19 protein-coding genes, 1 tRNA gene and 1 other RNA gene are annotated in these 19797 nt (G+C 65.2%); 17 read left to right on the forward strand and 4 right to left on the reverse strand.

What is annotated here, in order from left to right; all coding sequences use genetic code 11:
- Positions 1-2: 2 nt before the first annotated feature.
- The 6 genes from RhoFasB10_RS22150 (at position 3) to RhoFasB10_RS26835 (ending at position 4987) form a co-directional block, all read left to right on the forward strand.
- On the forward strand, positions 3-884 hold the full coding sequence (locus tag RhoFasB10_RS22150; RefSeq protein ID WP_068423584.1) for a fumarylacetoacetate hydrolase family protein: 882 nt from the start codon (positions 3-5) through the stop codon (positions 882-884).
- On the forward strand, positions 881-2206 hold the full coding sequence (locus RhoFasB10_RS22155) for an MFS transporter (RefSeq protein ID WP_084423634.1): 1326 nt from the start codon (positions 881-883) through the stop codon (positions 2204-2206). Before RhoFasB10_RS22150 ends, RhoFasB10_RS22155 begins: the two co-directional genes overlap by 4 nt.
- A gap of 67 nt (positions 2207-2273) precedes the next feature.
- The gene (locus RhoFasB10_RS26720) at positions 2274-2507 is read left to right on the forward strand and encodes a WhiB family transcriptional regulator (RefSeq protein WP_084423633.1); all 234 of its coding nucleotides are present in this window, start codon (positions 2274-2276) and stop codon (positions 2505-2507) included.
- A 215-nt stretch (positions 2508-2722) separates the two neighbouring features.
- Positions 2723-3079 (forward strand): STAS domain-containing protein, encoded by a 357-nt coding sequence (locus RhoFasB10_RS22165; RefSeq protein WP_068423582.1) that lies wholly within the window; start codon positions 2723-2725, stop codon positions 3077-3079.
- A gap of 29 nt (positions 3080-3108) precedes the next feature.
- Positions 3109-4191, forward strand: coding sequence for a spore photoproduct lyase family protein (locus tag RhoFasB10_RS22170; protein ID WP_167678568.1), 1083 nt, complete (start codon positions 3109-3111; stop codon positions 4189-4191).
- 1 nt (position 4192) lies between these two features.
- A complete protein-coding gene (locus RhoFasB10_RS26835) occupies positions 4193-4987 on the forward strand; it encodes a DNA-formamidopyrimidine glycosylase family protein (protein ID WP_167678570.1) in 795 nt (264 codons plus the stop codon).
- Between the two features lies 1 nt (position 4988).
- Here RhoFasB10_RS26835 and RhoFasB10_RS22180 read toward each other — a convergent pair whose 3' ends face one another.
- Positions 4989-5942 carry a LysR family transcriptional regulator gene (locus RhoFasB10_RS22180; protein ID WP_114330393.1) on the reverse strand — a complete coding sequence of 318 codons (954 nt, stop codon included), beginning with the start codon at positions 5940-5942 and terminating at the stop codon, positions 4989-4991.
- Between the two features lie 102 nt (positions 5943-6044).
- On the opposite strand from RhoFasB10_RS22180, the gene RhoFasB10_RS22185 reads away from it, so the two are divergent.
- Both RhoFasB10_RS22185 and RhoFasB10_RS22190 read left to right on the forward strand, forming a co-directional pair.
- A complete protein-coding gene (locus tag RhoFasB10_RS22185; RefSeq protein ID WP_167678572.1) occupies positions 6045-7439 on the forward strand; it encodes an MFS transporter in 1395 nt (464 codons plus the stop codon).
- Positions 7436-8182 carry a 3-hydroxybutyrate dehydrogenase gene (locus tag RhoFasB10_RS22190; RefSeq protein WP_167678574.1) on the forward strand — a complete coding sequence of 249 codons (747 nt, stop codon included), beginning with the start codon at positions 7436-7438 and terminating at the stop codon, positions 8180-8182. The genes RhoFasB10_RS22185 and RhoFasB10_RS22190 overlap by 4 nt, the downstream gene beginning before the upstream one ends.
- 61 nt (positions 8183-8243) lie before the next feature.
- Here RhoFasB10_RS22190 and RhoFasB10_RS22195 read toward each other — a convergent pair whose 3' ends face one another.
- Positions 8244-8804, reverse strand: coding sequence for a TIGR03086 family metal-binding protein (locus tag RhoFasB10_RS22195; RefSeq protein ID WP_167678576.1), 561 nt, complete (start codon positions 8802-8804; stop codon positions 8244-8246).
- Positions 8805-8928: 124 nt separating this feature from the next.
- Here RhoFasB10_RS22195 and RhoFasB10_RS22200 point away from each other — a divergent pair, with 124 nt between their 5' ends.
- Positions 8929-10662 carry a hypothetical protein gene (locus RhoFasB10_RS22200; protein WP_167678577.1) on the forward strand — a complete coding sequence of 578 codons (1734 nt, stop codon included), beginning with the start codon at positions 8929-8931 and terminating at the stop codon, positions 10660-10662.
- Positions 10663-10707: 45 nt separating this feature from the next.
- Here RhoFasB10_RS22200 and RhoFasB10_RS22205 read toward each other — a convergent pair.
- Positions 10708-10795: transfer RNA gene (locus tag RhoFasB10_RS22205), tRNA-Ser, on the reverse strand.
- An 84-nt stretch (positions 10796-10879) separates the two neighbouring features.
- On the opposite strand from RhoFasB10_RS22205, the gene ffs reads away from it, so the two are divergent.
- An RNA gene (ffs, locus tag RhoFasB10_RS22210) (signal recognition particle sRNA small type) lies at positions 10880-10974 on the forward strand.
- 34 nt (positions 10975-11008) lie between these two features.
- A complete protein-coding gene (locus RhoFasB10_RS22215) occupies positions 11009-12298 on the forward strand; it encodes an aminotransferase class I/II-fold pyridoxal phosphate-dependent enzyme (RefSeq protein ID WP_167678579.1) in 1290 nt (429 codons plus the stop codon).
- Between the two features lie 43 nt (positions 12299-12341).
- On the opposite strand, the gene RhoFasB10_RS22220 is transcribed toward RhoFasB10_RS22215, so the two are convergent.
- Entirely contained in the window at positions 12342-13862 is a 1521-nt protein-coding gene (locus RhoFasB10_RS22220; protein ID WP_167678581.1) for an MFS transporter, read from the reverse strand.
- A gap of 104 nt (positions 13863-13966) precedes the next feature.
- Between RhoFasB10_RS22220 and RhoFasB10_RS22225 the strand changes: the two genes are divergently transcribed.
- The 6 genes from RhoFasB10_RS22225 to RhoFasB10_RS22250 form a co-directional block, all read left to right on the forward strand.
- On the forward strand, positions 13967-14650 hold the full coding sequence (locus tag RhoFasB10_RS22225) for a TetR/AcrR family transcriptional regulator (protein WP_068423562.1): 684 nt from the start codon (positions 13967-13969) through the stop codon (positions 14648-14650).
- 191 nt (positions 14651-14841) lie between these two features.
- The gene (locus tag RhoFasB10_RS22230; RefSeq protein WP_206031219.1) at positions 14842-16137 is read left to right on the forward strand and encodes a lipase family protein; all 1296 of its coding nucleotides are present in this window, start codon (positions 14842-14844) and stop codon (positions 16135-16137) included.
- 149 nt (positions 16138-16286) lie between these two features.
- Positions 16287-16940, forward strand: coding sequence for a phosphate signaling complex protein PhoU (phoU, locus tag RhoFasB10_RS22235; protein ID WP_068423561.1), 654 nt, complete (start codon positions 16287-16289; stop codon positions 16938-16940).
- Positions 16941-16977: 37 nt separating this feature from the next.
- Complete coding sequence (locus RhoFasB10_RS22240) at positions 16978-17781, forward strand: transglutaminase family protein (RefSeq protein WP_167678583.1); 804 nt, start codon at positions 16978-16980, stop codon at positions 17779-17781.
- Positions 17782-17804: 23 nt separating this feature from the next.
- Complete coding sequence (locus tag RhoFasB10_RS22245; protein WP_114330403.1) at positions 17805-18380, forward strand: HhH-GPD-type base excision DNA repair protein; 576 nt, start codon at positions 17805-17807, stop codon at positions 18378-18380.
- A 62-nt stretch (positions 18381-18442) separates the two neighbouring features.
- The coding region (locus RhoFasB10_RS22250) for a DNA polymerase III subunit gamma and tau (RefSeq protein WP_167678585.1) at positions 18443-19797 on the forward strand (1355 nt) is incomplete at its 3' end.

Below are 19797 nucleotides of genomic sequence, written 5' to 3' on the forward strand. Positions count from 1 at the left end.
ACATGCGTATCGCAAATCATGACGGCCGGCTGACGCTCCTGACCGGAAACGGCGCCGTCGATGTCGCCGACGCCAGCGCAGGGCGCTTCGACCACCGTATCGAGGCAATTTACGACCGGTGGGACGAGTTCATCGCTTGGAGTCGAACGCCCGACGCACGGTCAACGAATCCCACGGGCAACGCGTCGGTCGGACCTGTGAATCCGCGGCCCCGTCAGATCTTCGGAGTCGGGCTCAACTACGTGGACCATGCTCGTGAAGCCGGGTCGCCGTTGCCGACGGTGCCGCTGCTGTTCACGAAGTTCCCGTCGGCCATAGCTGGTCCGAACACGGAGATCGAACTGTCCGGTCCGAGTGTCGACTGGGAGGTCGAGCTCGTGGTCGTCATCGGCAGGGAGTGCGTCGAGGTTCCTGCCGCCGATGCGTGGGACCACGTTGCCGGCCTCACGATCGGGCAGGACGTGTCCGACCGGGACGTCCAGTTGCATGGCGCCACAGCTCAATTCAGCTTCGGTAAGTCGTTCGCGAACTTCGCTCCCATCGGCCCGGTCCTCGTCACACCCGACGAGTTCGACGACCCCGACGCGCTGACCCTCAAGTGCTGGGTCGGCGATGAACTGATGCAGGATGGCACGTCGTCGGATCTCGTGTTCTCGATCGCGCAACTCATCGATTACATCTCGAGGAAAGTCACGCTGTTTCCCGGTGACCTGATCTTCACGGGTACACCGGCAGGCGTCGGCCTCGGTCGGACGCCGCAGCGGTATCTTGCCGACGGTGACGTCGTCACCAGCGAGATCTCGGGCATCGGAACGATGACGAACAAGTTCACCGCTCCAGGTGTTCCCGCCGCGCGGCCGGTCGAACATGCGAGTGCGCGATGACCGCGCCCGATGCAGCCCGAACCGCCGTCGGAGCGAAGCAACTCAACGCCGAGAACGCGTATACGCCGCGTGAACGAAAAGTGGTGCTGACGTTCGCGATCATCGGTGCCCTCATCGAGAGCATGGAGCTCAACCTGTTGAGCTACCCACTGCGCGACCTGTCCGATTCGTTCTCCGTGTCGACCCAGGCCGTCGTCGGCGTGATCACGATGCAGAGCATCGCCTCGATCGCCGGTGGCTTCGTGTTCGGCTGGATCGCAGATCGGTGGGGCAGACGCCCGACGTACGTGGCGTTCACATCGATCTACGGAATCCTCGCAGTTCTCGGTGCGTTCCTGACGAACTTCGAACTGTTCACCGTCACAAGAATTCTCGCCGGCGTCGCTATGGGCGGTGCCTTCGGTGTCATCTTCGCGATGTTCACGGAGACATGGAAGGCCAAGAACCGCGGTCTGATGGGCAGCGTCCTGCAGGGCATGTTCATCTGCGGAACGTTGATCACGCAGGCGATTTTGTTCTCGACCATCACGACACTCGGTTCGGAATCGGGCTGGCGAATCGGGTTCGTCATCATCGGCGCCATGAGTGTCGTCGTGGGGCTTGTTGCATTCAAGATGCTGCCGGAGTCGAGAGTGTGGCGAGCCGCTCGTGATGTCGTGGCCCATTCGGAGGTCGAAAAGCCCGACCGCGAACCGATGGATCCGCAGGAGCGTCGACGCACAATCGTCGGTGGGATCTTCCTGACGCTCGCGACGACCGGAATCTTCGCTGCCAGTTACTGTTACATCACGTTCGGGCCGACCTATCTACGTGAATACGCGGGGTTGTCTCTCGGCTGGGCGACGTTGGTGCTCACCATTGGAACGATCCTCGGCATCGCGTCGTACATCACGTTCGGTGCGCTCTCCGACAAGATCGGGCGTCGTGGTTCGACGTTCTGGTCATGCGCAGTCGGCGTCGTCGGCTTCGGCCTGTTTCTGTGGGTCGGCTCGGATACGGAAACGGCGACGGGGTCTGGCACGATCGTTTCCGCCGCGACGGTTGCATTGGCGGGTACCGCAATCGGCTACGCAGGATTCGGCGTCATCGGAACCTGGATTTCCGAGTTCTATCCCACCCGCTACCGGGCATTCGGCTCCGGCGCAACGTATTACGTGGCCCGAGGGATCGGCTCGGGCCTGTTCCCTCTGTTCGCCCTCATGTTGGCAGGCGGAAACGTCCACAAGGCAATGGGTTTCGGTGTGGCCGGCGCAATTGTCGGAATGCTCGGGTGCCTCCTTGTGCCGGAGACACGCGGGAAGGTCATCACCACCACGGACTGACGAATGGTTCTGGTTCACTGCCGCGGAGAGCGACTCTCCGCGGCAGCGGTGTCTCGGAAGGAGTGTCGTGGAACGGCACTGGTGGGCGCGTGCTCGATGCCGTGGGTTCGCGTACTTGTTCTACGGACCGGACGGCGAAAATCTGGGAGATCGGCTGAGGCGAGAAGCTATGGCAAAGTCCATATGCAGAGAGTGCCCAGTCGCCACATGCTGCAGGACTCACGCATTCGATGCCACCGAGCGGCACGGCGTATGGGGCGGGACTTCGGAAGCCGAACGCAGACGGTTCAAGCCTCGGTGACGGGTTCGGGGGACATTCGACTTTCACAACCGCTCCGCTCGTTCACAACGCCCGCACCTGTTAACCGAGCGGGGGTGTTGTAGGACCCCCGATGGCGCCCGTGCTGCGTTATCGAACCGTGATCTCATGGAGTCCTATCCGTGATGGATGCGTCGGCCGATCGGAGATCTCGCGCTGACAGAGTTCTCTGTGTCGGAGCAACGAAAGGCCCGGGAATGTCGTCGAATCTGGACACGGTGATCGAATCCATCCGTGAGAAGTACTCGTACACAATCGAAGTCGAGTTGTACTCCGCCGAGTACGCGGTGGTCCGGGCTTCAGGCGAGCTGGACATGTCGTCGCGTTCCGAGCTGGTGGCCACGCTGGACCGGTTCGTACGTCCCGGCGTGGTCGTCGACGTGGATCTGTCGGCGGTGGCGTTCATGTACTCGGGTGCGGCCAACGCCGTCATCGCTGCCGCGGCACGTGCCGACGGCCGCCTGCGGGTCATGGCGACGACGCGACCGGTGAAGATGATCTTCCAGGCTCTCGACGCCGAGGATCTCCTCGTCGACGAACTGCTGACCCACTGATTGTCGGTGAGGCCTGATAGACACGAGTGATGCCCATCGAGACGCCACGACCTCACGCACCCTTGCTGCAGGTCCAACGCATCTGGGCCGAGCCCGACGCCATCGCCGATCTGCGCGGTCAGCAAGTCCTCGCCCGGTTTCCCGACGCCGAGGTCATCGAGGTCGCGTCGCATTGGCAGATTCCGGAGCTGCACGGCAACGAGGGCAACATCGACCGCTGGGTGCGCGTGAAGACCGAGGATCTGGTCCTGGGCGTCAAGAAGTCGCTCTCGGCCAGGCCGAACGGCAGATCGGCCGACTGGATCGGGCCGTCCACGGCGAACGGATGCGCCATGGCGTGCGCGTATTGCTACGTTCCCCGGCGTAAGGGGTACGCCAATCCCATCACCGTGTTCACCAACATCGACCAGATCGTCGGCTACCTCGGTCGTCACATTCGGCGGCAGGGCCCCAAACCCGAAGCCAATCAATGCGATCCGGTCGACTGGGTGTACGACATCGGCGAGAACAGCGACTGCAGTGTCGACGCCACCGTCAGCGACAACGTCGCCGACCTGATCAATGCCTTCGCGGGGTGGGACGGCGCGAAGGCGTCGTTCGCGACGAAGTTCGTCAACCGTGAACTGCTCGAACTGAATCCGCGCGGCGGTACACGAATCCGGTTCTCGCTCATGCCCAAACCCGAGGCCCGGTTGCTGGACATCCGAACGTCGTCGATCGACGAACGGCTCGCGGCGATAGACGACTTCGTCGACGCCGGCTACGAAGTGCACCTCAACTTCTCACCCGTCGTCATCTCCGATGGATGGCAGGACCGGTGGAGCGAACTCCTGGGCCTGCTCGACGACGCCACCGGCGACGCCTTCAAACGGCAAGCTGCCGTCGAGGTCATCATGCTGACCCACAACGAAGGCCTGCACGAGACCAACCTCGGCTGGCATCCTCGCGCCGAACGCGTGTTGTGGACGCCGGAAATCCAACAGCCCAAGCGGTCGCAGAGCGGCGGTATGAACGTGCGCTACCGCAATGCCGTCAAAGCGCGGGCCGTCGCCGAGCTGACCGACCTCATCGGTCGGAAAACGCCCTGGCTCACCGTCCGATACGCGTTCTGACGTGCCCGAAGGCGACACCGTCTACCGTCTCGCGATCAGACTGCGCGCGGCACTCGACGGCACGCAGTTACGCAGAGGACGGCTGAACGTCCCGAAGCACGCGACCGAGAACTTGGCAGGTCGAACCGTGCTGGGGCATCGGACCCACGGCAAGCACCTCTTGACCGACTTCGACGACGGTTCGACGCTGCACACGCACCTGTTGATGACCGGCTCGTGGACCGTGACACGTCCCGGCAGATACCTGCCCGCCCGGGTCCGGCCGGATGTACGCGTCGAACTGGGGGTTCGTGACGGTCCCACCGCGTACGGTCTGACACTGCCGGTCGTGGACTACGGCACCACCCGTGACATGGACCAGCTCGTCGCCCATCTCGGACCGGATCCGTTGCGCCCCGACTTCGACGCCACCCTCGCCGCGACCAACATCGTCGCGCAAGGCCGGACGCCGATCATCTCCGCGCTGCTCGATCAGCGGGTCGTGGCCGGTCCGGGCAATCTCTGGGCCAACGAACTGTGCTTCCTCAGGGGTCTGTGGCCGTGGCGACCGGCGGGAGAGGTCGACGCGCCATCACTGGTTGCGCTGTTGCATCGCGCGATGACGCATTCGGCGACCGTTCGGGAAGCCATGCAGGTCACCACCGGGGACACCCGTCGCGGTCGGCAGCACTGGGTCGCCGGGCGGGCGGGCAAACCGTGCCTGCGCTGCGGAACCGTCGTGAAGGTGGTGGCCGAGGTCTCGGGAGACCCGGCCCGTCGTCGAACGTGGTGGTGTCCGTCGTGCCAGCCCGAGTGAATCACCGTTTGCCGAGAAGCGCATCCCGTTGTTCTGTGACGCACGTGCGGAGGGCGTCGACGAGACGCGCCACCTCGGGGCGTCGCAACGTTTCGGCGCGGGAGACCAGCCAGTAGTCGAGTCGGATCGAGACGTCGTCGGGCAGGAGGCGGACCAGGTCGTCGTGACGGTCGGCCATGAAGCACGGCAGCAGTCCGATGCCTGCGTGGGCGCGGGTGGCTTCGACGTGCACGAACACGTTGGTCGACGTCACGGACTCGCGCATCAGTGGTGCGAAGCCAGCTGCGATGTCCAGGTCGTCGACCTGCAGCATCGAGTCGATGAAGTAGACGAGCGGATGGGCCTGCAGATCGGCGACAGTGGTCGGTTCTCCGTGTTCGTGCAGGTAGGAGCGTGAGGCGTACAGGCCGAGGTGGTAGTCGCTGAGTTTGATCGCCTCGGCGCGATGCACCTGCGGTTTGCCGACGACGATTTCGACGTCCATGCCCGACCGCTGCTGCGACGCCCGGCGCGTGGTCGCAACGATCTCGACGGCAATGCCCGGGTGCCGACGCCTCACCTGCGCGACTGCAGGTGCGATGACGTAAGCGCTGAACCCGTCGGTGGCGGAGATTCGGACGACGCCTTCCGCTTCGTCGTCGGGTCCGATCAGGGACCGTACTGCGGCCTCGATGTTCTCGGCGGCGGCCAGCGCGTCCCTGCCGCGTGCGGTGAGCTCCCACCCGCTGCCCGACTTGGTCAGGACGCGACCTCCGAGCGTCGCCTCCAGCGCGGCGATTCGCCTCGAGATGGTGGTGTGGTTGACGCCCAGATCGTCGGCTGCGGTGTTGTATCTGCCGGTCCGGCCGACTGCGAGAAGGATCAGAAGGTCGTCCGCGCTGGGCAGCCGACCGTGATCGGGATGACCGAGTGGCACATGTGCATTCTTGCAGATCGCAGTTGCACGCTTGGTCATTGCGGGCGCAACTTTCTGCATCGATACTCAGCCGTACCCAGTATGTGTGGGAGCGGTCACAATTGCCGCTCCCTCGCATGCCGTCTCACATGAGGAGTTGCAATGAGCGTCGAAGAACGCACAGACCCGTCCGGGAAGGACCCGGACGCCACCCCGAGCGGCCTCAAAAAGGTCGTCGGCGCGTCGATGGCAGGCACCATCGTCGAGTGGTACGAGTTCTTCCTCTACGGAACCGCCGCGACACTGGTGTTCTCGAAGATCTTCTTCGCCGCGGGAACGAGCGAGCTCGACGCCATCCTCGCCGCGTTCGTCACCTACGCCGTCGGCTTCGTCGCACGCCCGCTCGGCGGCATCGTGTTCGGCCACTTCGGTGACAAGTACGGACGTAAGAAGCTGCTGCAGTTCAGCCTCGTACTCGTCGGCGGCGCGACGTTCCTGATGGGCTGCCTGCCGACGTTCGACCAGATCGGGTACTGGGCTCCCGCGCTGCTCGTCACGCTGCGCTTCATCCAGGGCTTCGCGGTCGGTGGCGAATGGGGAGGCGCGGTCCTGCTCGTCGCAGAACACAGCCCCAACAAGAGCCGCGGCTTCTGGGCCAGCTGGCCGCAGGCGGGCGTGCCCGCAGGTAACCTCCTCGCGACCGTCGTGCTGCTGATCCTGACGACCGTCCTGTCCGAGGATGCGTTCCTGAGCTGGGGCTGGCGTGTCGCCTTCTGGCTCTCCGCCGTGATCGTGTTCGTCGGCTACTACATCCGTACCAAGGTCACCGACGCCCCGATCTTCGTCGAGGCGCAGAAGCAGGCCGAGGTCATCAAGGCAGCATCGTACGGCGTGTTCGAGGTCCTCAAGCGTTACCCGCGTGGCGTCTTCACCGCCATGGGCCTGCGCTTCGGTGAGAACGTCATGTACTACCTCGTCGTCACGTTCACCATCACGTACCTCAAGGTCGAGGTCGGCACCGACACCCAGACCATCCTGTGGTGGATGCTCGCAGCGCACGCCGTGCACTTCTGCGTCATCCCGCTGGTGGGCAAGCTCGCCGACCGCATCGGCCGTCGACCGGTCTACCTGATCGGCGCCGTCACCGCGGGCACATGGGGCTTCTTCGCCTTCCCTATGTTCAACAGCGGCCACAACGCCGTGATCATGTTGGCGATCATCATCGGTCTCGTGTTCCACGCCTTCATGTACGCGACGCAGCCGGCGATCATGGCAGAGATGTTCCCGACGCGTATGCGCTACTCCGGTGTGTCGCTCGGCTACCAGGTCACGTCGATCGTCGCCGGCTCGCTCGCGCCGATCATCGCCGTCGCGCTGCTGGACCGCTTCGGCTCCGGTGTCCCGATCGCGTGGTACCTCGCCGCGGCCTGTGCCGTGACGCTCGTCGCCGTGATCGCGGCTCGCGAGACGAAGGGCCTCGCTCTCGAGTCCATCGACATCGCCGACGCGAAGAACCTCGCGACGGAGGCGGAGCTTTCCAAGGCGGGTCTGAAGTGATTGACTTGACCGGTCGCACCGCCCTCGTCACGGGTGGTGCGTCCGGGATCGGCGCCGCGTGTGCGCGTGAATTGGCAACGCGCGGTGCAAAAGTCACGATCGCCGACGTCGACGAGGTCGCTGCGAAGGAGTTGGCGTCGGAACTGCAGGGCGACGCGTGGACCGTCGATCTGCTCGACGTCGCCGCGCTCGAGACCCTGAAGCTCGACGTCGACATCCTCGTCAACAACGCGGGAATCCAAACCGTCGCTCCCATCGTCGAGTTCGACCCCGCTGCGTTCCGGCGGATTCAGACGCTGATGGTGGAGGCGCCGTTCCTGCTGATTCGAGCTGCGTTGCCCGGCATGTACTCTCGCGAGTTCGGTCGTATCGTGAACGTCTCGTCGGTGCACGGTCTGCGGGCATCGGAGTACAAGGTCGCCTACGTCACCGCCAAGCATGCACTCGAAGGCATGTCGAAGGTGACGGCACTCGAGGGCGGTGCGCACGGCGTCACGAGCAACTGCGTGAACCCCGGTTACGTGCGAACCCCGTTGGTGGAGAAGCAGATCGCGGACCAGGCGGCAGCGCACGGAATCGCCGAGGACGAGGTGCTCGAGAAGGTCATGTTGACCGAGAGCGCGATCAAGCGGCTCGTCGAACCTGCGGAGGTCGGATCGCTCGTCGGGTGGCTGGCGTCCGAGGACGCAGGCATGGTCACCGGTGCGTCCTACACGATGGATGGTGGGTGGTCGGCGCGGTAATGCGCTCCGCGCCCGTGCGTGCATGGTCGGACCATAGGGCAACCACGCACGCACGGGTGCGTCAGCGCACGTCGCGACCGAGCTGCCCGAGCACCTTCGTCTGTCGATCGGCCGACTCCGGCACGTCCACGGCAGGCCCGCACACCCCGTCCATGCGGATGTTGTCGCCCATCTGCGCGATGAACGCCTCGACGAAATCGAGATCCTCGTCGGCGATGGAGTCCTCGACGCCGACGGAATGCGCGATGTCCCACGCATGCACGATCAGGTCGAGGCTGTAGAACGAGCCGATCGACGACGCGAGGTCGGTCTTGCCGAAGTGGCCCTCGTACTCTCGGTTCGCGCGGGACGGGTCGTCGAGAATCTCCTGCATGGCGTCACGCGTGTGAACCCAGGCCGCGACGGGATCGTCGCCTGCGGACGGGCCGTCGGCAATGGACAGGCCGACGGGTTCGAGCGCACCCTTCTCGGTGTCGACGATGTGTTGGACGACGTCGCGGACCGTCCACCCCTCGCAGGTCGACGGCGTGTCCCACTTCTCCGACGGCACGGCGTCGATGCGGCGGGTGAGGATGTCGGCGAGGCGACGGTAGCGGTCGGCAACCGTTTCGGTGGAAGTCATGGTGCCGATTCTCCGACATCGAGGTTGCCGACGGATTGGAAATTCCCGACATCGAGTGATCGAGTTCGAAAACGGCTCGTCGTCTACGCTCGGGCGTCGTACTGTCCGGCGGGGGAGGGCCACCATGACCGTGAGCACGGCGGCGCGCGAGGCGCCGCCCGTCCGTACGACGACGCACCGAGTGATGACGATCGCGCTGGTGCTGATCGCCGCCCAACTGGTCGTCCGGGCGTACGTGGTGGCGTCGGGAAATTTCTACTGGGACGACCTGATCCTGACCGGACGCGGGAGCGCCTTCCCGCTCTTCTCGACCGACCTGCTGCTGTACGGCCACGACGGACACTTCATGCCCGCGGCATTCGTCGTCGCCGGCCTGCAGGCGAGAATCGCTCCGCTCGACTGGTTCCTGCCCGCTGCGACGTCGCTGATCATGCAGGCGGCCGCGTCGTACGCGGTTCTTCGATTGCTGCGCAAGATCCTCGGTGATACTCCGATTCTGTTGTTGCCGTTGACGTTCTACCTGTTCGCCCCGCTGACGCTACCGTCGTTCGCGTGGTGGGCTGCGGCGCTCAACGCGCTCCCTCTGCAGTTCGCGCTGGCCTGGGTCGCAGGTGACGCGCTCGACTACGTGAGGACGAGGCGTCGGCGATATGTGGTGACGGGTGCGGTCGTCACGGCGGTGTCGCTGCTGTTCTTCGAGAAGTCGGTGGTGGTGCCGCTGTTCGCGTTCGGTGTCGTCGCGTTCGTGTTCGGAGTGAGGGCGGCGTGGAAACGTGCTGCACCGCTGTGGTGTTCGTGCGGTGTCGTCGTGGCCGTGTGGGCCGTTCTGTTTCTGATCGTCGTCCGGGCCGGCCTCGCGTTCCACGGGTGGCGAACGACAGCCGAACTCGTGCATCACGGAACATCGCTCGGATTGGTGCCGACACTGGTGGGTGGGCCCTGGATGTGGGAGCGCTGGCCACCCGCGGGGCCGTGGGCGTCGCCGCCGCTCGTGCTCGTCGTGGCGGCGTGGGTGGCAGTCGTTGTCGCAGTGGTCTTTTCGCTTCGACGTCATTGGTCGGTCTGGGCGGCCGTGGTGGGTTATGTCGCCGTGTCCGTCGCGGTGATGGTGCTGTCGCGCTCCGGCCCCGACACCGCGAACGAACTGGCGCAGACGCTTCGATATGTCGCCGACAGTTCCGTCGTCATCACCGTCGGCGCCGCGTTGATGCTCAGGTCGCGAGCCGGCGGGCCGGTGCGCCGCGGATGGATCGTCGTCGCCGCAGTCTTCGTGATCAGCAGTCTCGTGTCGTCGTACACCTTCGTATCGAAGTGGCAGGACGATCCCGCAGGCGACTACCTGGCCACCGCGAAGCACTCGCTCGCGGACCATCGAGACATTCCCTTGCTGGACCAGGCCGTGTCACCGTGGGTGCTGACGCCGCTGGCGTATCCCGAGAACTCCGCAGCGAGGATTTTCGGCAGTCTCGACCCGAACTTCGCGTCGTCGACGCCCGTGCTGCAGTATCTGGACGACTCCGGTCACGTCGTGCCTGCTGTCGTGAGCCCGTCGCGCAGCATCACGCAGGGTCCGGAGGCGGGGTGCGGATATCGCGTCGGGAATCGCACCCGGATGCCGCTCGACGCGGCAGTTCCGAACTGGGACTGGACGGTACAGCTCAACTACTTCTCCGACGGTGACAGCGTCGTCGACCTGGAACTCGATACCGGGGACGCGGTGTCGGTGCCGCTGCGGAGCGGGTTGAACACCGTGTACGTGCGGCTGACCGGCGCCGGAAGTGCGGTGACGGCGTCGACCACCGGTGAGGTGTGCATCGGAAGCGGCCCACTCGGAGTGGTGATGCTGGCGAACAGCTGAAGACGAGAAAAGCCCCCTTGCGTGATGCAAGGGGGCTTTGCCCGTTGGCGGAGGATAGGGGATTTGAACCCCTGAGGGCGTTAACCCAACCCGCGTTCCAGGCGAGCGCCATAGGCCACTAGGCGAATCCTCCGTGGGGAAGCATACCGGGTCACCCCCTCCAGATCCCAAATCGGGGCGGTGATGCGTCCCCGCGACGGGGACAGCTACACTCTCTGGTGGATCCCGCGCGGCGCGCATCCTGTGAACTCCCCCAGGGCCGGAAGGCAGCAAGGGTCAACGGGCTCTGCCGGGTGCGCGGGGTCCCCTTTGTTCGAGGACCAGCTTCTGCGAAAGGCCGCTCCGCATGTCAGCGCAGACCCAGTACGGGTTGATGAACCATGAGGAGCTCGTTTCCGAGCACGACCGGCAGAGCGCCAGGTACGAGCAGCTGAAGGCAGAGAAGCTCGTCCTGGATCTGACCCGCGGAAAGCCGTCGCCCGAGCAGCTGGATCTGTCCGCGGAATTGCTGACGCTTCCCGGAGACGACTTTCGTGACTGCAACGGAACCGACTGCCGCAACTACGGCGGCCTCACCGGACTGCCCGAGCTGCGTGCGATCTTCGGTGAACTGCTGAACATCCCCGTCGGGAACCTCCTGGCCGGCAACAACGCCAGCCTGGAAATCATGCAGGACCTCGTCGTGTGGTCCCTGCTGCACGGTCTTCCCGACTCGCCGCGGCCCTGGTCCGCCGAGCCGAACATCCGGTTCCTGTGCCCGGCTCCGGGCTACGACCGCCACTTCGCGATCACCGAATCGCTCGGCATCGACATGATCCCGATTCCGATGCTGCACGACGGCCCGGACGTCGCCGAGATCTCACGGCTGGTCGCGTCGGACCCGCAGATCAAGGGCATGTGGGTCGTTCCGAACTACGCCAACCCGACCGGTGCGGTCTACTCCGAGGAAGTCGTCCGGACGCTGGCGTCGATGCCGACGGCCGCACCCGACTTCCGGTTGTTCTGGGACAACGCGTACGCCGTCCACCCGATCGCGGAAGAATTCGCGCCTGCGTACGACGTCCTCGGCTGGGCAGCGGAAGCCGGCAACCCGAATCGACCGTTCGTGTTCGCGTCGACGTCGAAGATCACGTTCGCCGGGGCAGGCGTCAGCTTCTTCGGCAGCTCCGACGAGAACCTCGCGTGGTACCAGAAGTATCTCGGTATCAAGAGCATCGGACCGGACAAGCTGAATCAGCTGCGCCATCTGCGTTTCTTCGGTGACGCCGAGGGCGTCAAGGCGCACATGGCCAAGCATCGCGACATCCTGGCGCCGAAGTTCGCGCTCGTTCTTCGGATTCTCGAGGACCGTCTCGGTGCGTCGAAGATCGCGTCCTGGACCGAGCCGAAGGGCGGGTACTTCATCTCGCTCGACGTGCTGGAAGGAACGGCTGCTCGGGCGATCGCGCTGGCGAAGGACGCCGGTATCGCGTTGACCGCGGCCGGCTCCGCGTTCCCGTACAAGAAGGATCCCGAGGACCGCAACATCCGTCTCGCCCCGAGTTTCCCGTCGTTGGACGAACTCGAGAAGGCCATGGACGGCGTCGCGACCTGTGTTCTGTTGGCTGCGGCCGAGAAGCTGCTGCACACCTCGTGAGTGCGAATACATAGCCCGCTACGTATTCGCACTCACGGGCCGGTCAGTGGCCTACGACGACCGCACCCTCGGGCGCGGCGGGTAGCAGGCCCGGCTTGACGACGATCGCCGAGATGACCGCGCCGAGCAGGAAAATGCCGGTGGCCCACCAGAACGTCGTGGTGTAGCTGGCGATCTCCGCGTGTGCCTGCAGCGCGAGCGGATCCGTCGCGGTTGCCATGTTGTCGGTGACGTATGCGGTCACCGCGCTGGCTGCGATGGTGCTCAGCAGAGCGGTACCGATCGAACCGCCGACCTGCTGCATCGTGTTGACCGTCGCCGACGCGACACCCGAGTCGTCGGGGTCGACGCCCGAGATCGCACCCTGCATCGCCGGAGCCATCGTCGCGCCCAGGCCGAGACCCATGACGATCAAGCCGGGCAGGATGTGCGTCACGTAGCTGGAGTCGACGTCGATCTGCGTCAGCAGTCCCATGCCGAGCGCGGCGACGAACAGGCCGGTCGTCATCAGGACGCGCGGACCGAAGCGCGGCAGCACGATGGCCGTCGACAGCGTTGCGGTGACGATGAGCGAGAAGATCATCGGCATGAACGCGAAGCCGGTGGTGATCGGGGTGAATCCCAGCGTGTTCTGCAGGTAGTAGGTGAGGAACAGGAACACCGCGAACATGCCGGCACCGGTGACGAACACTGCGAGGAACGATCCGGCACGTGTGCGGTCGAGGATGATGCGCAGCGGCAGCAACGGGTGCGCGACGCGCTGCTGAATGCTGAAGAACACACCGAGCAGGCCGACGCCTGTCACCAGGAACGCGATGGTGACGGTGTTACCCCAGCCGTCGGACTCGGCGTGGGCGAAGCCGTAGACGATGGCGAACAGCGCAGCCGACACAGTCAGCGTGCCGGGGATGTCGAGGCGAGGACGGTGGTCGGACTTGTGCTTCGCCAGCAGGACGAAACCGGCGACGAAGGCCAGCGCGGCGAACACGAGGTTGATGTAGAGGCTCCATCGCCAGTTTGCCCACTCGGTCAACACACCGCCGAGCAGCAGGCCGAGTGCACCGCCGCCACCGGCGATCGCACCGAAGATGCCGAATGCCTTGGCCCGTTCCTTCGCGTCGGTGAAGGTGGTCGCGAGCAGCGACAGAGCGGCGGGTGCGAGCAGAGCGCCGAACACACCCTGGCCGGCGCGTGCGGCGACCAGCATGCCGAAGTTGACAGCAGCCCCTCCGACGGCCGACATGACGGCGAATCCGACGAGCCCGATCAGGAACGTGTTGCGTCGTCCGAACAAGTCACTGAGGCGACCGCCGAGCAGCAACAGACTGCCGAAGGCGAGAGCGTACGACGTGACGACCCACGAGCGATCCGCGTTGTCGAAGCCGAGGTCGAGCTGGGCGGCGGGAAGCGCGATGTTCACGACGGTGGCGTCGAGCACCACCATGAGCTGGGCAAGCCCCAGCGTGGCCAGAATCAGCCAGCGATTGCGATGGGCTCTGGCATCGGCGAGTTCCTCCGTTGCCGGCCCTGACGACGTGACGTCGTCCGAAGACAGTGCGGTCATGGTTTCCTCTGATCGACTATGCGGAGGTGTATCCTCCGGTTAGTGGACAAGGTAGCAGCTAAGCGGAGGACTTTCCTCCGCTTATCGGGTGAAACGGACATCGAATGAGTGTGAGAGCCGACACAGCCGGCGCAGGCGCAGGCCGAAAGCCGTTGCGCGCCGACGCGGAGCGCAACCGCAGACGCATCGTGGATGCGGCGCGCGAACTGTTCGCGTCGCGCGGTATCGACATCACCCTCGACGACGTGGCAGCCCATGCGAAGGTCGGAGTCGGCACTGTCTATCGACGGTTCTCCTGTAAGGAAGAGTTGATCGACGGCGTCTTCGAGCAGCGGCTGGAGGAGATGCTCGCCCACGCGGAGAAGGCCCTGCAGGCCGACGACGCCTGGGACGGTCTTGTGATGTTCCTCGAGAGTCTGTGTCAGGGGATCTCGGCGGACCGAGGGCTGAACGACGTCGTCATGGGTACCGACGAGGGGTGTCACGGCATCGCCCAGGTGCGCGAGAAGATCGATCCGTTCGTCGAGAAGATCGTCCGACGGGCACGCGAGTCGGGTCAGCTCCGCGCCGACGTCGAGGTCAACGATTTCTTTCCGTTGATCGGAATGGTCGGGGCAGCATCGGAATTCACGTGCAGTGTCGAGCCGGCGAATTGGAAGCGATACTTCACTCTCGTGCTCGACGGCCTGCGCGCCGAACCGGGAGCTGCGAGCGACCTTCCTGGCCGCGCTTTCACGTCCGAGGAAATTCTCGTCGCCAAGACGGCTTTGCACCGTCGCAAGCGCTGATTGTCAGGTGGCACGAGAAGCGTCGGATGGAGCTCGACGTCGAACCGTGTGGGTCTTGTGAGATCTCACTAGTCGTCGTGGTGGGTGAAACACACGCTTCCGATTTGTGGCTCCCATCACGTAGGGTCCGTCGAGAGTGTTGCTACCGCTGAGTAAGAAAGCGGAGTCTCGAAGACGACGGGGGTTGTTGCATGCGTGTGTCACGGGTGTTCGGATCGGCTGTGGGCCTCGCGGTCATCGCCGCCACGGCGTTGACGCCGATGGCGACGGCGGCGCCCTCGACCGGGTCGACCGTCGAATCCGATTTCTACGTTCCGCCCAACCCGCTTCCCGCGGGGTCCCCGGGTGACCTGATCCGCACCGAACCGTCGCACCTCGCGTTGTCGGTCCCGGGTATCGGCGGCACCCTTCCCGGCGAGGCCACGCGAATCATGTACCGCAGCACCGATTCCAACGGCGATGCCAATGTGGTGACGGGCACCTACATCGACCCGGCCGCGAACTGGACCGGGCCCGGCGAACGTCCGCTCGTCGTACTGGCCCCCGGCACCCAGGGACAGGGTGATCAGTGCGCGCCGTCGAAGATGCTCAACAACGTCATCACGTACACGCCGCCGCTCGGCTTCATGGTCGAGTACGAGGTGCTCGCGGCGTACTCGATGTTGTCGCAGGGCTACGGCGTCGTCATCACCGACTACGAAGGCCTCGGTACTCCCGGTGCACACACGTACGTCAACAGGGCGGCCGAGGCTCATGCGGTGCTCGACGCGGCGCGCGCGGCGCGAAAGATCCAGGGCACCAAGGTGTCCGGTGGCGGACCCCTCGGTCTGTACGGCTACTCGCAGGGAGGTGGCGCGACGGCGGCTGCAGCGGAACTGGCCGGTGAATATGCTCCCGAACTCGAGATCGCCGGAACGTACGCGGGTGCACCCCCGGCGGATCTGAAGCAGACGCTCGACCAGGTCGACGGCACGATTCTCACCGGCGTCATCGGCTACACCTTGAACGGCTTGCTCGAATCGGATCCCGGGCTGCGTCCGATCATCGACGAGAACATCAACGACGCGGGCAAGGCGATGCTGAACCTCGTTGCGAATCAATGTGTCGGAGAGACGATTCTGACCGTGGGGTTGCATCGGACTCAGGAGTACACGACGACCGGTGAACCGATGTCCGTGGTGCTCGACCGTCTTCCCGTCGCGCAGGAGATCCTGGCCAAGAACAAGATCGGCGAACGGACACCGAACGCGCCCGTTCTCATCCAGTCCGGCACGTCCGACGACATCGTGCCTCATGGCCAGGCCGTCGAACTCGGCGGTGCGTGGTGCGGCAAGGGCGCGACGGTTCAGCTCAGCAGCGCGCAGCTTCCCGCCATCGTTCCGGGATCCGGTGCGGGACATCTGATTCCGGACATCCTGGGCCTCGGCGAAGCGCAGAACTGGATGAAGGACCGCTTCTACGGCGTGCCTGCTCCGACCAACTGCTGACGCCGAACTCACCGTCGCGCAACCGGCGCTTACCATGATGTGCCAGTCTGTAGGCGGATCGTTCCGTCCAGAAGAGGGCGTAATCGGCGGCGCGACGGTGAGGACATGGGGCATGAATTCGATTTCGGGGCACAGGACGGTGGTCCGCGGTGCGTGAGAACTACAACAGCCGGCTCGACGCGCTCTCGGCTGATCTCGCCGAGATGTGCACGCTCGCGGAAGACGCGATGGCGTCGGCGACGAAGGCTCTCCTGACGGCGGATCTCGGGTTGGCCGAGACGACCATCAGCAGCAAAGAACAGATCGACGTGCTCGCCGCGCAGTGGGAACAGGATGCGTTCTCGGTGCTCGCGTTGCAGTCGCCGGTGGCCCTCGACCTTCGAATCATGGTCAGTGGCATCCACATTGTCGCGGACCTCCAGCGGATGGGTGGGCTCGCGATTCACATCGCGGAACTCGTGCGCAGGCGCCACCCGGCTCACGTGCTGCCCGACGAGGTGGAGGCCGTGTTCGCCGACATGGGACGCGTCGCCGTCGAGCAGGCAGACGCGGCACGTGAGGTGTTGCTGACCCGTGATGCCGACCTGGCGAAACAGCTTCGCGTCAAGGACGAGGCGATGGACGATCTGCACCGCAGCCTGTTCGAGCTGACGTCGTCGCCCGAGTGGCCGCACGGCGTCCCTGCTGCCGTCGACATCACTTTGTTGGGCCGGTTCTACGAGCGGTACTCCGACCACACCGTCGAAGTGGCCAGGCGAGTCACCTTCCTCGTCACCGGTGAACTTCGTCCCGACGACGCTTGAACAGCGGAATTCCGTCGGCAGTGGCAGGATCGGCACGATGAAACGTGACGTGTCCGCCTACCTCGACGTGGATGTCACCGAGGCCAGCGTTCTCGAGTTCCAGATCGCCGTCGCGCCGCACCCCGGCGCCGACGTCACCGAGGAGTTGTCTTTCACGCTCGACGGCGCTCCCGTTCGGGTCCGCGAGATCGAAGGTGCGCACGGCACCCGCATCCACACGCTGCGCGCGGGCGTCGGGAAGCTCGAGGTGTCGTATTCGGCGACGGTTCTCGGCCACGCCGAGCCGGCGCCGGTGTCCGACTACGATCTGTCGCTCTACCTCCGACCCAGTCGCTATGCCGAGACCGACAAGTTCTTCGGCTTCGCCGCAACGGAATTCGGTAACTACGAGCCGTCGGAGAAGCTTCTCGCCGAAGTGTCGTCGTGGGTCGGTGCCCGCCTGAACTACGTACCGGGCAGCAGTGACCCGATCGACGGTGCCGTCGACACGCTGCTGGCGGGTGCAGGCGTCTGCCGCGACTACACGCATCTCGTCGTGGCGTTGCTGCGCGCGGTGGGCGTGCCCGCGCGGCTCGTCGCGGTCTACGCGCCGGGATGTGATCCGATGGACTTCCACGCTGTCGCGGAAGCGTTCGTCGACGGCACATGGCGGGTGGTCGACGCCACCTGCCTGGCACCGAGGTCGACGCTGGTCCGGATCGCGACGGGGCGCGACGCCGCCGACACGGCGTTCCTCGACAACCATGGCGGCGCGATCACGTTGAACAACACGATCGTCGGAGCGGTCGTCGACGGTCCGTTGCCGTTCGACGACATCACGCAGATGGTCTCGATCACCTAGCGCTGCGTGAGAAGATCGGGGCCATGTCTCCCACGTTGCACCTGACCGGCGATGTCGAAGCCGACGCATTGCTGGCCGAGGATCCGTTCGCGTTGCTCATCGGCATGCTTCTCGACCAGCAGGTGCCGATGGAGTCCGCCTTCGCCGGTCCGAAGAAGCTCGTCGACCGTCTCGGTGATCTGAAGGTCGATTCCATCGCTGCCGCCGATCCCGACGAGTTCGCGGCGGTGTGCGCGGAAACGCCTGCCGTGCACAGGTTTCCGGGCTCGATGGCCAAGCGGATCCAAGGGTTGGCGGAGTACATCGTGGAGAACTACGACGGCAAGCCCGACGAGATCTGGCGACGCGAGAATCCCGACGGCGCCGAGGTGCTGAAGCGACTGAAGGCGCTACCCGGCTACGGCGATCAGAAGGCGCGGATCTTCCTGGCACTTCTCGGCAAGCAGATGGGCGTCACTCCCGACGGCTGGCGCACGGCCGCCGGCGCGTACGGCGACGAGGGGTCACGTCGGTCGATCGCGGACGTCGTGGACGAGAAATCGCTCCTCGAAGTCCGGGAGTTCAAGAAGGCAGCGAAGGCGGCCGCGAAGAAGAAGTGAGTCGCGCGGGGGCGCGTGGGCCATGAGTGCCGGTGTCGGTGCTCGCCGGTACCCTTCTGTGCGTGGCTCTCTACCGGAAGTACCGTCCAGCGACGTTCGCCGAGGTCGTCGGGCAGGAGCACGTCACCGAGCCGTTGAGCGTCGCACTCAACGCAGGTCGGATCAACCACGCATACCTCTTCTCGGGCCCTCGTGGCTGCGGTAAGACGTCGTCCGCGCGTATTCTCGCGCGGTCTCTCAACTGCGCCGAAGGGCCCACGTCGACGCCGTGCGGCGTCTGCAGTTCGTGTGTCGCTCTCGCCCCGGGTGGGCCGGGCAACCTCGACGTCGTCGAGATGGACGCGGCCAGCCACGGAGGCGTCGACGACGCTCGTGATCTCCGAGACAAGGCCGTGTACGCCCCGGCCGAGTCGCGCTACGTCATCTTCATCATCGACGAGGCGCACATGGTCACGACGGCTGGCTTCAACGCCTTGCTGAAGGTCGTCGAGGAGCCGCCGGAGCATCTGGTCTTCATCTTCGCGACCACCGAGCCGGAGAAGGTGCTGCCGACCATTCGGTCCAGGACGCACCACTACCCGTTCCGACTGCTTCCGCCGTCGACCATGCGCGGTTTGCTCGAGAAGATCACGACGCAGGAATCCGTTCCGGTCGAGGATCCGGTGTATCCGCTGGTCATTCGTGCCGGCGGTGGGTCGCCGCGTGACTCGCTCAGCGTGCTCGATCAGCTGCTGGCAGGCGCCGGGCCCGAGGGCGTCACGTATTCGCGCGCGCTGTCGCTGCTCGGCGTCACCGACGTCGCACTGATCGACGAAGCCGTCGACGCCCTGGCCGTCGGTGACGGTGCGTCGCTGTTCGGCACGATCGACAAGGTCGTCGACGCGGGGCACGATCCGCGACGGTTCGCGACCGATCTTCTCGAGCGTCTCCGCGACCTGATTCTCATGCGCGCGGTTCCCGACGCGGGGGAGCGTGGTCTCGTCGACGTCCCCGGCGACGTGTTGGAACGTCTGAAGGACGAATCCGAACGCATCGGTTCGGCGACCCTCGCCCGCTACGCGGAGATCGTGCACGCCGGACTCGGCGAGATGCGCGGCGCCACGGCGCCACGGCTTCTGCTCGAAGTCATGTGTGCGCGCATGCTTCTGCCGTCGGCGTCCGACGCGGAATCGGCTGTGCTGCAACGGTTGGAACGTCTCGAGCGTCGTCTCGACGTGACTCTGCCCGCCGGTGAGCAGGCAGCCGTACAGCAGGCAACGACGCGTCGCCCGATCGAATCGGCACCCGCACCTGCTGCTGCCCCGGCCGACGAGGTCGCGCCGAAGTTCGTTCGGCCATCGCAACGTGCGGCTGCCGAGGCTGCCGCCGTAGCACCCGCCGCCCCTCCAGTACCCGTAACCCCTCCAGAGCCCGCGGC

It is taken from the genome of Rhodococcus sp. B10 (assembly GCF_011770055.1).
GTDB classification, from domain to species: Bacteria; Actinomycetota; Actinomycetes; order Mycobacteriales; family Mycobacteriaceae; genus Rhodococcoides; species Rhodococcoides kyotonensis_B.

Coding starts and splice junctions, on each gene's coding strand:
- RhoFasB10_RS22225 (WP_068423562.1), top strand. CDS start 13,967: ATGAGTGTGAGAGCCGACACAGCCGGCGCAGGCGCAGGCCGAAAGCCG.
- RhoFasB10_RS22230 (WP_206031219.1), top strand. CDS start 14,842: ATGCGTGTGTCACGGGTGTTCGGATCGGCTGTGGGCCTCGCGGTCATC.
- RhoFasB10_RS22150 (WP_068423584.1), top strand. CDS start 3: ATGCGTATCGCAAATCATGACGGCCGGCTGACGCTCCTGACCGGAAAC.
- RhoFasB10_RS22220 (WP_167678581.1), bottom strand. CDS start 13,862: ATGACCGCACTGTCTTCGGACGACGTCACGTCGTCAGGGCCGGCAACG.
- RhoFasB10_RS22155 (WP_084423634.1), top strand. CDS start 881: ATGACCGCGCCCGATGCAGCCCGAACCGCCGTCGGAGCGAAGCAACTC.
- RhoFasB10_RS22185 (WP_167678572.1), top strand. CDS start 6,045: ATGAGCGTCGAAGAACGCACAGACCCGTCCGGGAAGGACCCGGACGCC.
- RhoFasB10_RS22245 (WP_114330403.1), top strand. CDS start 17,805: ATGTCTCCCACGTTGCACCTGACCGGCGATGTCGAAGCCGACGCATTG.
- RhoFasB10_RS22180 (WP_114330393.1), bottom strand. CDS start 5,942: ATGACCAAGCGTGCAACTGCGATCTGCAAGAATGCACATGTGCCACTC.
- RhoFasB10_RS22165 (WP_068423582.1), top strand. CDS start 2,723: ATGTCGTCGAATCTGGACACGGTGATCGAATCCATCCGTGAGAAGTAC.
- RhoFasB10_RS22200 (WP_167678577.1), top strand. CDS start 8,929: ATGACCGTGAGCACGGCGGCGCGCGAGGCGCCGCCCGTCCGTACGACG.
- RhoFasB10_RS22215 (WP_167678579.1), top strand. CDS start 11,009: ATGTCAGCGCAGACCCAGTACGGGTTGATGAACCATGAGGAGCTCGTT.
- RhoFasB10_RS22195 (WP_167678576.1), bottom strand. CDS start 8,804: ATGACTTCCACCGAAACGGTTGCCGACCGCTACCGTCGCCTCGCCGAC.
- RhoFasB10_RS22170 (WP_167678568.1), top strand. CDS start 3,109: ATGCCCATCGAGACGCCACGACCTCACGCACCCTTGCTGCAGGTCCAA.
- RhoFasB10_RS22240 (WP_167678583.1), top strand. CDS start 16,978: ATGAAACGTGACGTGTCCGCCTACCTCGACGTGGATGTCACCGAGGCC.